The organism is Nocardioides pelophilus, assembly GCF_014180685.1.
GTDB classification, from domain to species: domain Bacteria; phylum Actinomycetota; class Actinomycetes; order Propionibacteriales; family Nocardioidaceae; genus Nocardioides; species Nocardioides pelophilus.
In genome coordinates this window covers 1-12964 of record NZ_JACEHF010000118.1, presented here as the reverse complement: position 1 = coordinate 12964, position 12964 = coordinate 1, and the positions used below count along the sequence as shown (strand labels likewise).

The window sequence follows — 12964 nt, the reverse complement described above, 5'->3', positions numbered from 1 at the left end:
GCGGCCGGCGTACCGGTGGCTCGGGCTCCTCGGGCGGCGGCCACAGCGCCTCGAGCTTCAGCGGGCGTCGCTAGCCCTCGGGCTGCGGGCGGCCCGCGCGACCGCCGCCTCGTAGGCGGTCACCAGGCCGCCCACCGAGAGCGGCTTGAGCCGCTCCATCACTTCCCGGAAGTGCGCTGACTGCTGGTCGCCGTACAACGGCGCCAGCTTGTCGCTGATGACCTCGTAGAGCTCCTTTGCCATCTGCTCGCCGTGCTCCTGGTAGACCGCGGCCGCGGCGACCGCGACCTCGCGCGGGAAGCCGAGCTCGAGCAGCCGGGCGCCGATGGGCAGCTGGTTGTGGGCGACGAGGTACGTCGAGCCGCGCACCCGCAGCACGCCGAGCGCCTGCAGCGTGGCGATGTCCTCGGCCGACAGGGGTCGCCCGACCTTTGTCTCGAGCTTCTGGTGGTCCATCTCGACCGGGAGGTCCGACTGCCAGGGCGCGAGCATGGTGCGGGCCAGCGCGATGTCCTCGGGTGTGGCATCGGCGGGGATCCCGGCGACGTACCGCTCGATGGCGGCCAGGGTGAAGCCGTGGCTCTGCAGCTCGCGGACCAGCTCGAGCCGGGCCACGTGCTCGGCGGTGTAGTAGCCGGAGCGGCCGCGGCGGATCGGCGGCGGGAGCAGTCCCTTCGACGTGTAGAACCGCACCGTCCGCACGCTCATCCCGACCCGTCGGGTCAGGCCCTCGAGCGTGAGCAGCTCGCTCTCCGGACCGCCTTCGGGGCTCGGTGTGACCTGTGTCGCACGACCCTCTCCCTTGACCATGACAGTAATAGTGTCACAATCAGGTGCAGCCACCCTTCATGCACGCGCCCTCGGTGCGTGTTTCCCGAATCTCAAGGACGGTCATGGCAGAAGCATTCGTGTACGACCACCTCCGCACTCCGCGGGGCAAGGGCAAGGCGGCAGGTTCCCTCCACGAGGTGAAGCCCGTCGACCTGGCCGTCGGTCTCCTGAACGAGCTCGAGGTGCGCAACCCGAGCCTCGACACCAACCGGATCGACGACGTCGTCCTCGGCGTCGTGTCGCCGATCGGCGACCAGGGTGGTGACATCGCCAAGACCGCGGCCCTCGCTGCGGGCTACCCCGACACGGTCGCGGGCGTCCAGCTCAACCGCTTCTGCGCCTCCGGGCTCGAGGCCGTCAACCAGGCCGCCAGCCGGGTGCGCGGTGGCTTCGAGGACCTGATCGTCGCCGGTGGCGTCGAGTCGATGAGCCGGGTGCCGATGGGCTCCGACGGCGGCGCCTGGGCGTCCGACCCCGCCACCGCGTTCAAGGCCGGCTTCGTCCCGCAGGGCATCGGCGCCGACCTGATCGCCACGATCGAGGGCTGGAGCCGCGAGGACGTCGACGCGTACGCCGCCGAGTCGCACCACCGGGCCGCCAAGGCCTGGGCCAACGGCTACTTCTCCGGCGCGGTCGTGCCGGTCAAGGACATCAACGGCATCCCCGTGCTCGAGCACGACGAGACCGTCCGTCCCGACACCTCGGTCGAGGGCCTCGCCGGCCTCAAGCCGAGCTTCGCCCAGATGGGTGCCGACGGCGGCTTCGACAGCGTGGCCCTCGAGAAGTACCACTGGGTCGAGAAGATCAACCACGTCCACCACGCCGGCAACAGCTCGGGCATCGTGGACGGTGCCGCGCTGACGCTGATCGGCAGCGAGCAGGTCGGCAAGGACCTCGGGCTCACCCCGCGGGCCCGGATCCTCGCGACCGCCGTGTCGGGTGCCGACCCGGTCATCATGCTGACCGGTCCCGCGCCGGCCGCCCGCAAGGCGCTGGCCAAGGCCGGCCTCGAGGTCGGCGACATCGACCTGTTCGAGATCAACGAGGCGTTCGCCGCGGTGGCCATGCGGTTCATGCGCGACATGGGCATCAGCGACGAGATCACCAACGTCAACGGCGGCGCGATCGCCATGGGTCACCCGCTCGGTGCGACCGGCGCGATGATCCTCGGCACGCTGATCGACGAGCTCCAGCGGCGCGACCTGCGCCGCGGCCTCGCCACGCTCTGCGTCGGCGGCGGCATGGGCATCGCCACCATCGTCGAGCTTGTGTGACCCGGACACCGAGACAGGACTGAACGAACTCTAATGAGCACTGACACCCAGACCGCTGTGCGGTACGAGCGCGATGCCGACGGCATCGTCACCCTGACGCTGGACGACCCGACGGCCAGCGCCAACACGATGAACGAGCTGTACATCGACTCGATGAAGGCCGCCGTCGACCGTCTCTACGAGGAGCAGGACGACGTGACCGGCGTCGTCATCACCAGCGCGAAGAAGACCTTCTTCGCCGGTGGCAACCTCAAGAACATGGTGGAGGCGACCAAGGACGACGCCCCCGCGATCTTCGCCCTTGCCGAGAGCGTCAAGGCCGGCCTGCGCCGGCTCGAGCTGTTCCCCCGCCCGGTCGTCGCCGCGATCAACGGCGCCGCGCTCGGCGGTGGCTACGAGATCACCCTCGCGTGCAACCACCGGATCCTCGTCGACGACAGCAGCGTCAAGGTCGGCCTCCCCGAGGCGACCCTCGGCCTGCTGCCCGGCGGCGGCGGCGTCACCCGGGCCGTGCGGAAGTTCGGCCTGCAGAACGCGCTGATGGAGGTGCTGCTGCAGGGCACCCAGTTCAACCCGCAGACGGCGCTGAAGAAGGGCGTCGTCGACGAGCTGGTCGCCACCCGCGACGAGCTGGTCCCGGCCGCGATGGCGTGGATCAAGGCCAACCCCGAGAGCGCCCTCAACCCGTGGGACGCCCCCGGCTACAAGATGCCCGGCGGCTCGCCGAAGTCCCCGGCCCTGGCCGGCTTCCTGCCCGTCTTCCCGGCGCTGCTGCGCCAGCAGACCAAGGGCGCCGTCTACCCCTCCACCCGGGCGATCCTGTCGGCCGCGGTCGAGGGTGCGAGCGTCGACTTCGACACCGCCTCGCGGATCGAGTCGCGCTACCTCACCAACCTGATCGTCAACCAGAACTCGAAGAACATGATCCAGGCGTTCTTCTTCGACCTGCAGGCGATCAACTCCGGCTCGCTCCGCCCGCAGGGCATCGAGCCGTGGAAGGCCACCAAGGTCGGTGTGCTCGGCGCCGGCATGATGGGCGCCGGCATCGCCTACGTCTGCGCCAAGGCCGGCATGGAGGTCGTCCTCAAGGACGTCGCCGTCGAGAACGCCGAGAAGGGCAAGGCGTACTCCGAGGGTCTCCTCGACAAGGCGATCTCGCGTGGCAAGTCCACCGAGGAGAAGAAGGCCGAGCTGCTCGGCCGGATCACCGCGACCGCCGACCCGGCCGACCTGACCGGGTGCGACCTGGTCATCGAGGCCGTCTTCGAGGACCCGGCCCTCAAGGCCAAGGTGTTCGCCGAGATCGCGCCGTTCATCAACAAGGACGCGCTGCTCTGCTCCAACACCTCGACCCTGCCGATCACGCAGCTCGCCGAGGGCGTCGACCGTCCGGCCGACTTCATCGGCCTGCACTTCTTCTCCCCCGTGGACAAGATGCCGCTGGTCGAGATCATCACCGGCAAGGAGACCAACGACGTCGCGCTGGCGAAGGCGTACGACGTGGTCCAGCAGATCCGGAAGACCCCGATCGTCGTCAACGACAGCCGTGGCTTCTACACCTCGCGGGTCATCGGCTACATGGTCAACGAGGGCATGGCGATGCTCGCGGAGGGCGTGGCGCCGTACTCCATCGAGCGCGGCACCCTGATGGCCGGCTACCCGGCCGCCGTGCTCCAGCTGTCCGACGAGCTCAACCTGGAGCTGATGGCGAAGATCGCCAAGGCGACCAAGGAGGGCGAGGAGGCCGCGGGCAACGACTACGTCGAGCACCCCGGCATCGCCGTCGTCCACAAGATGCTCGAGGCCGGCCGTGCCGGACGCCTCCGTGGCGCGGGCTTCTACGACTACGAGGACGGCAAGCGCGGCTCGATCTGGGCCGGTCTCGCCGAGCTGTTCCCCGTCGCCGAGGAGCAGCCGTCGATCGAGGACATCAAGGACCGGATGCTGTTCGCCGAGGCCCTCGAGACCGCGAAGTGCTTCGAGGAGGGCGTCATCACCTCGGCGGCCGCCGCGAACATCGGCTCGATCATGGGCATCGGCTTCCCGCCGATGACCGGTGGCGCCGCCCAGTTCATGACCGGCTACGAGGACAAGGAGACCGGCGAGATCGGTCTCAACGCCTTCCTCAAGCGGGCCGACGAGCTGGCCGCCAAGTACGGCGACCGGTTCCAGGCCACCCCCTGGCTGCGCGAGCTCGCCGCCTCGGGTGGGTCCTTCCCCGCCTGACCTGCATCACCCCCGGAGGGCCCGTCGCGCGAGCGGCGGCCCCTTCGGGCGTTGGGGGGCCTGGTGCAGGAATCCCCGGTCGACCGGGGATTCCTGCGCTTGTCGGGCACTGCAATGCCCGACAAGCGCCAGTTTCCCCTGCGGGATGTGACCTCTGGGGCGCGAGTGGCGATCGAGTCGTCACCGGGGCGGGTCGATGTCCGAGTACGACGGAACCTGCGCGAACGACCCACCGTCGGACCCTCATGAGGGGTGGGGTGGGGTCGACGGTCGCGGGCATCACGGCAGTGGTGGTGCTGGGCGGATGCGGCCCGGGTGAGAGCAGCGGAGGAGGCAACCCCGGCTGCACGAGCCACTACGAGCAGATCGCAGCCGCGCCGACGTTGGCGGCGCTGAAGCGGGAGCTCGTCGCGCAGACGCCGCGGGCGTCCTCGGTGCGGCTCGTCGGACGCGACGGCGACAAGAGGAACATCAACGTGTTGAGCGCGAAGTCCCGGACCCTGCTCAGCCTCGACGCCTGGCAGCTCGACGACGGCAGCTGGACCGCCGAGCAGTGGAACCAGTGCATCGACTGATCAGTGACCGGATGTCCACGATCCGCGCCAGAGCGTGGGCGGAGCGACCTACGGTTGCGACATGCGAATCGCGGCTGTCCTGATCCTTGCAGGAGTCCTCTGGACGGTTCCGGCCCTGGCGCCGGCCTCGGCCGAGCGTGACGCGACGGTCGACGAGACGTACGACGTGTGGTCGCCGGAGGGCTTCAACGGCTTCACGCCGGAGGGGTCGGTCGTCAACACCGACCTCCGTCGGACCGTCGTCATCCACTCTCCGCACACGGTCGTGCTCGAGGCGACGTATCGCCGCTTTCGGACTGGCGTCTCGGACGAGATCCGCTTCACGGTCTACCTGCGCACGAGCGATCGTCGGCGCTTCGCCGTGCACGTCTTCGTCGACTGGGACGGCCGTTACACCTCGGCCAGCATCTGGCGCGGCATCAACGAGCTGCCGTTGGAGTGCAGCGGACTGCGCGCGCGGTCCGACTTCGAGGCGAACACGCTCCGGGTGAAGATCCCGCGGGGCTGCCTCCGGCGCCCGCGCTGGATCCGGTACCAGGCGCTAGCAGAGTCCTACGTCGAGGACGAGAACCTCTGGCGCGACAACGCTCTCGGCCCGGGCCCGCGGCTCAAGACGTGGAGCGAGCGGATCGCCAGCGGCTAACCACTCCGACTGCCCACGCACCGAAGCGGCCGTCCTTCCACGTTCGCCGGACGGGACGGGCCGATGCCGGGATCATGGACGCGATGACGGGGGTCGGGGAGGGCCCTGCGATCGAGGTCGCGGGATTGCGCGTCCAGTTCGGAGCCGTGGAGGCGGTGGCCGGGGTGGACCTACGCGTCGCGCCCGGGCACGCCCTCGCGCTGCTCGGCCGCAACGGGGCGGGCAAGTCGACGACCATGCGCGTGCTGGCCGGCGTGGTGCCACCGACGGCGGGCGTCGCCCGCGTCCGGGGGTACGACGTCCGCACCGACCCGCTCTCCGTCAAGCGGCTGGTCGGCTACTGCCCCGACGTGGGCGGGCTGGTCCCGCGTGCGACGCCATGGGAGCACCTCCAGCTGTCTGCGCGACTCCGCCGGCTCACCGACTGGGAGCGCGGCGCCCGCGACCTGCTGGAGCGGTTCGAGCTCGGCGACGCGGCCCACCGGGTCACCGCCGGCTTCAGCCACGGGATGTCGCGGCGGCTCTCCGTCGTCCTCGCGGTCCACCACGAGCCCGCCGTGCTCCTGCTCGACGAGCCCTTCGACGGCGTGGACCCGATCGGGGTCGAGGCCACCCTGACGGCCATCGACGACGCGCGGGCCCGCGGGGCCGGCGTCCTGGTCTCCACCCACCTGCGCGACCTCGCCGTACGGGCGTGCGGCGACGTGACGGTGCTGCGTGGTGGCGCCCGCGTCGCCACCGTCCCGGCCGCGGCGATGGCCGGCGAGGAGGGGGCCCGTGCCTACCGTGCGCTCCTGGATTGAGGACTGGCTCACCGCGGTCACCGATCTCCGGCACCTGCTGTGGTTCCGCGTCAGCACCCTGCAGCGACGGCGTCCGGCAGCGGTCGCGCTCACGGTCCTGGTCGTCGTCTCCGTCGGCTCTGCCACCGTGCCCGCCTGGTGGCCGGAGCGCGACCCGACGACCCTCGATCGGCTGGCCGACGTCGTTCCGGCGTACCTCGTCGCTCTCGTCGCCCTGACCGCGGCGGCGGCCGTCGCGTCCGGCGGCGGCCGCGAGCTGCTCGCGCGCGACCCGGCGGCCGTCCATCCGATCAGTCCGGTCACCGACCACCTCGGCGCGCTGGTCCTCGCTCCGCTCAGCGCGGCGTGGCTGCTGCAGACGTGGGGACTGCTCGGGATCACGGCCTTCCTCACCGGGCCGCACCCGGCGCAGCTGGTCCCTCGCCTCGCGCTGGCACTTGCCTGGATCGCGGCTGCCACGGCGCTCGGCCAGCTGGCCGGCTGGGCCGTCGAGTGGGTACGGCGAGGGCCGGGCGGCGTGCTGGCGGCGCGCACGGTCATCGGGCTGGGCGTGGCCGGCGGAGCCCTGGTCGGGGTGCTTCCGGTCGCCCGCGACGTCGCGCTCGGAGGTCCGGCCGGCGCGGTCGCCGCCGCCCTCGTCGGGAACGGCCGGGCGTCGGTCGCGACGGGCGCGCTGCTGGTGGCGACGGCGCTGTTCGTCGTCCTCGGGGGGCAGGCGGCCGTCCGGGTCGCGCGCCGGGCGCCACGGGACGAAGGCCGGATCGAGAGCCGTTCGTACGCCGCCCGTCGGGCGCCGCGGTCCGCCTTCTCCGCCCTGGTGCGCACCGACCGCGGCTCGGTCTGGCGCAGCGTCCCGCTGCGGCGCGGCACGTTCTTCCTCGCGCTCGCCCCGGGCGCCGCGACCCTGGTCCATCCCGTTCCCTGGGCGACCCTCGTCGTGCTTCCCGGCCTGGTGGTCTCCGGCTGCGTGCTCCTGTTCGGCGTCAACGTGTGGTGCCTCGACGGCCGCGGCCTGCTGTGGCGCGAGACGCTCCCGGTGTCGCCCGGGCTCCCGCTGGCGGCGCGTGCCTGGGTGGTCGCCGAGCTGCTGCTGGGCGCCGCGCTGGTGACGGTCGGGCTCGCGGCGCTGGGCGCGGGCCGGCCGAGCGGGGCCGAGGTGGTCGCCGTCGCCGCGGCGATCGTGGTGGTCACCGGCCAGGCACTCAGCGGGGGACTGCGGTGGTCGCTGGAGTCCCCCTACGCCGTCGACCTGCGCTCGGCTCGGGCCACGCCCGCACCACCGCTTGCGATGGTCGGCTACTCGGTCCGGCTCGCCCTCGTCACGACGTCCACGACGATGGTGCTCGCCAGCCTCGCGGAGGTCGGGCGCGCCGACCTCGTCCTGCTCCTGGCCACGGTCCTGGTCGGCTGGTCGACCGTCCGCCTCGCGGGAGTACGACGACGCTGGCTCGATCCCGAGCAGCGGGCCGCGGTCGTCGCCGTCGTGGCGGCTTAGGGCGTCGCGTCGGCCGGGGCGTCGGCGCCGGAGCGGCGGAACCGCCGGACCAGGAGCAGCAGCGGGACGCCGAGGACCAACAGGACGACGGTGAACGGGAGCACCTGGCCCGACAGGGTGGCGACGTCGGTGCCGAAGGACTTCAGCGCCTTCCAGCCGTCCTCGAGGCCCGCGAGGAACCCGGCCTCCTCGGGCTCCTCCTTCTTCGGCTCCTCCTTCTCCTTCGGGGGGAGCGCGATGTTGACGGTGATGGTCGACATCGAGGTCTGGTTCTTCAGGTAGTCGAGCCGCTGCACGAGCGAGTCGAGGTCGGCCTGGCGGCGGGTCAGCTGGCCCTCGATCCGGATGATGTCGCTGATCGACTGGGCACGGTCGAGCAGCTCCTCGACCCGGGCCAGGCTGCGGCGCTGGGCGCGGATCCGGACCTGGGTGTCGATCACCTTCGTGGTCACGTCCTCGGCGCCGGAGTTCGACGACTGCAGGTCGGCTGCGTCCTCGAGGTCGGCGAGCGCATCGGTGAACGCACCGACCGGGATCCGCAGCAGCAGCCGCGCCGTGCGCAGGTCTCCCTCCTTGTTGGTGGTCGTCTCGCGCTCGGTGATCTCGCCGCCGTACTCGTCGGTGATCCGCACGACGTCGGCGATCGTCAGCTCGACGTCGTCGCTGTGCAGCGACACGTTGCCCTTCGCGATGATCTTGCGGCCGGTCGCCTCGTCGTCGGGGCGCGCCTGGTAGAGAGCGGCGTTGTCCAGCGTCCCGTTCGCCTGGTCGAACATCTCCGCGTCAACCCCCGAACGCTCCAGGGCGTCGCGGTCGGCCGGCGCGTCGCCGGCCGCTTCCTCGAACTCGCCCCGCGCAGGGCTCGCGTCCCCGCTGTCGCCGTCTCCCGACGACGCGCACCCGGTCGCGACGAGGAGGACGGCGGCGACCAGCGCCAGCAGGGACCGGGACGGGCGGCGTGCGGCAGACCTCATGAAGGTACGACGGCAGCAGCCGCTGATCGGTTCCGTCCCGACCGCGGACCCCATTCCCTTCCAGGACACCGCCCCCTATTGTCGGACAATCGGGCGCCTTCGGGTGGCGCCCCGGGCTCGGGAGTGACCTGTGAGATCGACTCGGCGAATCTTCGCAATGCTGGCAGCCTTCGCGACCGTCCTGGCCGGACTGGTGGCCACGACGGCGCCGGTCGAGGCCAAGGACTCGGGGTGCGGACGCACCAACGACTCGGTGCGCAAGCTGCTCGAGTGCGTGACCCTCGACGGCGTCCTCGAGCACGAGGAGGCGTTCGCGGCGATCGCCGACGCCAACGGCGGCAACCGCGCGGCGGGGTCGCCCGGCTACGAAGCGTCGGCCGACTACGTCGAGGACCGGCTGACGAGGGCCGGGTACGTCGTCACCCGGCAGACGTTCAACGTGTTCAGCTGGGAGGAGGCCGGGCCGTCCGCCCTCGAGCAGACCAGCCCCGACGTCGTCTCCTACGTCGAGGACACCGACTTCGCCGCGACGACGCACTCCGAGCCGGGCGACGTGACGGCCGCCGTCACCCCGGTCGACCTGATGCTCGGCCTCGGCAACACGTCGACCAGCGGATGCGAGGCGAGTGACTTCGCGGGGTTCCCGGCCGGCACCATCGCCCTGATCCAGCGCGGCACCTGCACCTTCGAGCTCAAGGCCGAGAACGCGGCCGCGGCCGGCGCCTCCGCCGTGCTGTTCTTCAACCAGGGCAACACCGCTGACGCGGGCCGGCAGGGCATCCCCGCGGTCACCCTCGGCAACGACTACACCGCCGACCTCCCGGCCCTGAACGCGACCTACGCCCTGGGCGCCGAGCTGGCGGGCATCCCGGACCTGGAGATGCGGCTCTTCGCCAACGTCACCCGGACCCCGACCACGACGGAGAACGTCATCGCCGAGTCGCGTCGGGGCGACCCCGCCGACGTGATCATGGCGGGCGCCCACCTCGACTCGGTGCCGGAGGGCCCCGGCATCAACGACAACGGGTCCGGGTCGAGCGCTTTGATCGAGGTGGCCGAGCAGATCGCCAAGCTGAAGCTGCCCAACCGGCTGCGGTTCGCCTGGTGGGGTGCCGAGGAGGCCGGGCTCGTCGGCTCGACGTACTACGTCAACAACCTTTCCGACGACGGCCTCGCCGCGATCGAGATGTACCTCAACTTCGACATGGTGGGCTCACCCAACTACGGCCTCTTCATCTACGACGGCGACGGGTCCGGCTTCGGTCTGGTCGGCCCCGACGGCTCCGACGAGATCGAGGCGCTGTTCGAGCGCTACTACGCCGAGCGCGGCATCCCGTCCGAGCCGACGGCCTTCTCCGGCCGGTCCGACTACCAGGCGTTCATCAACAACGGCGTGCCGTCGGGAGGGCTGTTCACCGGGGCCGAGGGTGTCAAGACGCCCGCCCAGGCCGAGAAGTGGGGCGGCGTGGCCGGAGTGGCCTACGACCCCTGCTACCACTCGGCGTGCGACGGGATCGACAACCTGAGCCACGAGGCGCTCGACATCAACGCCGACGCCATCGCCTACGTGGTCTATCTCTACGCGTCGCGCCGGGAGGCCATCAACGCGGAGTGACACCCGGTCACTGCGCGACCGCCGCCGCGGCCAGGGCGACCGCCACCTCGGCCGCGTCGTCGGGCGACACCAGCCCGGAGGTCACCCGGACGAACTGGGCGCCGTCGGTGGCCAGGAACGGAGCGCCCGGAGCAACCCGGATGCCGGATGCGGACAGGTGCACCATCGCGGCGCGCTCGTCGCTGACCGGCAGCCAGAGGTTGATGCCGTCGGGTGCCGGGAGGTCGACGCCGTGCGCCGCGAGCTCGCCGACGAGGGTCCGCTGCCGCGCCATGTACTGCCGTCGCGCCTCGGCCACCTGGTCGAGCGACGTGGAGGAGGTGAGCAGGTCGAGCAGGATCGTCTGCACCATCCGGGAGGTCCAGGCGGGGCCGAGCATCCGGCGCGCCACGATCCGATCGACGATCGACGACGGGCCGCCGAGCGCGGCGATCCGCAGGTCCGGCCCGTGGGACTTCGAGTAGGAGCGCACGTGCACGACCCGCTCGGGCAACCACGAACCGAGGCTGACGTCGGGCGAGACGGAGATGCCGGAGGAGTGGTCGTCCTCGACGATCCAGGGGACGGTGTCGCGGCGTCGCCGCAGCACCCGGACCAGCTGCTCGGCGCGCGCCACGGTGGTCGAGACGCCTGTCGGGTTGTGCGCGCGCGGCTGCAGCACCACCGCGACCGGCCGGGAGTCGAGTGCACGACGCAGTGAGTCCGGCGTGACCCCGGCGTCGTCGAGCGCGACCGGCACCACCTCGGCGCCGAGCGCCTCGACCAGGTCGAAGAACGGCGGGAAGCCGGGCGACTCGAGCACCACGCGGTCGCCGTACGAGACGACCTGCTCGAGCATCCGGGTGACGCCGTCGGTGGCGCCGTCGACGACGGTGATCGCCTCGGTCTCGTAGGGCCACGACGCGACCAGCACCTCCCGCAGCTCGGGAAGCACCGGCTCCTCCTGGTAGGCGAGCACGCCGGCGCGCTGCGACACCCGGTGCAGGGCGGGGCCGAGGTCGGGGAGCAGCGTCGGGTCGGGCGTGCCGCGGGAGAGGTCGAGCCGCAGTCCGTCCGGGCCGGCGCCGACCAGCCCGCGCTGCCGCGGTGACAGCCACGGTGTCGGGGTGTCGCGGACGAAGGTGCCGGCGCGTCCGCGCGAGACGACCAGGCCGGTACGACGCAGCGCCTGCCACGCCGCCGACACCGTCGCCGGGGACACGCCGAGGTCGGCAGCGACGCCGCGCACGGTCGGCAGCCGGTCGCCCGGCGCCAGCTCGCCGGCCCGGATGGCGCGACTGAACGCACCGGCGATCCCCTGCGGCGTGCTGTCGGTGATGGCGGTCAGATCCATGCCCAACCCTTGACAAGAGGGAAATGGAAGCGAAATGTTCAACCCGGAAGATAACAGAACTTCCTGGTCTCGAGACGGTCGCAGCGCGACCTCCTCGACCACCGACTTCCCTCGGAGGACCCCATGACCATCGTGCGAGCCGCCATCAGCCAGACGACCTGGACCGGCGACAAGGAGTCGATGCTCGACAAGCACGAGCAGTTCGCGCGCGACGCAGCAGCCCAGGACGCCCAGGTGATCTCGTTCCAGGAGCTGTTCTACGGCCCCTACTTCGGCATCACCCAGGACCAGAAGTACTACCGCTACGCGGAGCCGGCCGACGGGCCGATCGTGCAGCGCTTCGCGGCGCTGGCGAAGGAGCTCGGCATGGTGATGATCCTCCCGATCTACGAGGAGGAGCAGACCGGCGTCTACTACAACACCACGGTGACCGTCGACGCCGACGGGACGATCCTCGGCAAGTACCGCAAGCACCACATCCCGCACCTCGACAAGTTCTGGGAGAAGTTCTACTTCCGGCCGGGCAACCTGGGCTACCCCGTGTTCGACACCGCGGTCGGCAAGGTCGGCACCTACATCTGCTACGACCGCCACTTCCCGGAGGGCTGGCGCGAGCTCGGCCTCAACGGCGCCCACATCGTGTTCAACCCCAACGCCACCAAGCCGGGGCTGAGCAACCGGCTGTGGGAGGTCGAGGGCCCGTGCGCCGCGGTCGCCAACGGCTACTTCGTGCTGCAGCCCAACCGGGTCGGCCGTGAGGACAACGAGTACGGCGACGAGGCGGTCGACTTCTACGGCACCAGCCAGGTGATCGACCCGCGCGGCAACTTCGTGGGCGAGCGCGGCTCGGCGGAGAAGGAGGAGCTCCTGGTGCGCGACCTCGACATGGACATGGTCCAGCAGATGCGCGACGACTGGCAGTTCTACCGCGACCGCCGGCCCGACTCGTACACCGCGATCGCGAGGCCCTGACATGACCATCTTGATCAAGGGCGGCACGGTCGTGAACGCGACCGGACCGGTGGCCGCCGACGTGCTCGTCGACGGCGAGACCATCGTGGCCGTGCTCGCGCCGGGCAGCCAGTCGCTCGGCGCCGACCTCGAGGGCAGCGCCGACAAGGTCGTCGACGCCACCGGGAAGTACGTCATCCCCGGCGGCATCGACGCGCACACGCACATGCAGCTGCCGTTCGGC

Annotated in this window: 11 protein-coding genes and 1 pseudogene; 9 read left to right on the top strand and 3 right to left on the bottom strand. The window is 71.2% G+C overall.

The window, feature by feature from the left end; genetic code table 11:
* Positions 1-57 precede the first annotated feature (57 nt).
* Entirely contained in the window at positions 58-810 is a 753-nt protein-coding gene (locus H0488_RS16760; RefSeq protein ID WP_183100394.1) for a MerR family transcriptional regulator, read from the bottom strand.
* Between the two features lie 83 nt (positions 811-893).
* On the opposite strand from H0488_RS16760, the gene H0488_RS16755 reads away from it, so the two are divergent.
* The 6 genes from H0488_RS16755 to H0488_RS16730 all read left to right on the top strand — a co-directional run bounded on the left by H0488_RS16755 (position 894) and on the right by H0488_RS16730 (position 7847).
* Positions 894-2105: an acetyl-CoA C-acetyltransferase gene (locus H0488_RS16755; protein WP_183100393.1), complete on the top strand. Its 1212-nt coding sequence runs from the start codon at positions 894-896 to the stop codon at positions 2103-2105.
* Between the two features lie 33 nt (positions 2106-2138).
* Complete coding sequence (locus H0488_RS16750) at positions 2139-4331, top strand: 3-hydroxyacyl-CoA dehydrogenase NAD-binding domain-containing protein (RefSeq protein WP_183100392.1); 2193 nt, start codon at positions 2139-2141, stop codon at positions 4329-4331.
* Between the two features lie 257 nt (positions 4332-4588).
* A complete protein-coding gene (locus H0488_RS16745) occupies positions 4589-4906 on the top strand; it encodes a hypothetical protein (RefSeq protein ID WP_183100391.1) in 318 nt (105 codons plus the stop codon).
* 61 nt (positions 4907-4967) lie between these two features.
* Positions 4968-5549 carry a hypothetical protein gene (locus H0488_RS16740; protein WP_183100390.1) on the top strand — a complete coding sequence of 194 codons (582 nt, stop codon included), beginning with the start codon at positions 4968-4970 and terminating at the stop codon, positions 5547-5549.
* An 83-nt stretch (positions 5550-5632) separates the two neighbouring features.
* Positions 5633-6352 carry an ABC transporter ATP-binding protein gene (locus H0488_RS16735; RefSeq protein WP_246372354.1) on the top strand — a complete coding sequence of 240 codons (720 nt, stop codon included), beginning with the start codon at positions 5633-5635 and terminating at the stop codon, positions 6350-6352.
* Positions 6327-7847, top strand: a complete 1521-nt coding sequence (locus H0488_RS16730) for a hypothetical protein (RefSeq protein ID WP_183100388.1) — start codon at positions 6327-6329, stop codon at positions 7845-7847. Before H0488_RS16735 ends, H0488_RS16730 begins: the two co-directional genes overlap by 26 nt.
* Here H0488_RS16730 and H0488_RS16725 read toward each other — a convergent pair.
* Entirely contained in the window at positions 7844-8821 is a 978-nt protein-coding gene (locus tag H0488_RS16725; protein WP_183100387.1) for a DUF4349 domain-containing protein, read from the bottom strand. The two genes, H0488_RS16730 and H0488_RS16725, sit on opposite strands and share 4 nt — an antisense overlap.
* Before the next feature lie 157 nt (positions 8822-8978).
* Here H0488_RS16725 and H0488_RS16720 point away from each other — a divergent pair, with 157 nt between their 5' ends.
* Positions 8979-10436 carry a M28 family metallopeptidase gene (locus H0488_RS16720; RefSeq protein WP_183100386.1) on the top strand — a complete coding sequence of 486 codons (1458 nt, stop codon included), beginning with the start codon at positions 8979-8981 and terminating at the stop codon, positions 10434-10436.
* Positions 10437-10443: 7 nt separating this feature from the next.
* On the opposite strand, the gene H0488_RS16715 is transcribed toward H0488_RS16720, so the two are convergent.
* Positions 10444-11769 (bottom strand): aminotransferase-like domain-containing protein, encoded by a 1326-nt coding sequence (locus H0488_RS16715; RefSeq protein WP_183100385.1) that lies wholly within the window; start codon positions 11767-11769, stop codon positions 10444-10446.
* 123 nt (positions 11770-11892) lie between these two features.
* On the opposite strand from H0488_RS16715, the gene H0488_RS16710 reads away from it, so the two are divergent.
* Together H0488_RS16710 and H0488_RS16705 are read left to right on the top strand one after the other, a co-directional pair.
* A complete protein-coding gene (locus tag H0488_RS16710; RefSeq protein ID WP_183100384.1) occupies positions 11893-12741 on the top strand; it encodes a nitrilase-related carbon-nitrogen hydrolase in 849 nt (282 codons plus the stop codon).
* 1 nt (position 12742) lies between these two features.
* Positions 12743-12964 (top strand): annotated as a pseudogene (locus H0488_RS16705) (dihydropyrimidinase); the annotation flags it as partial.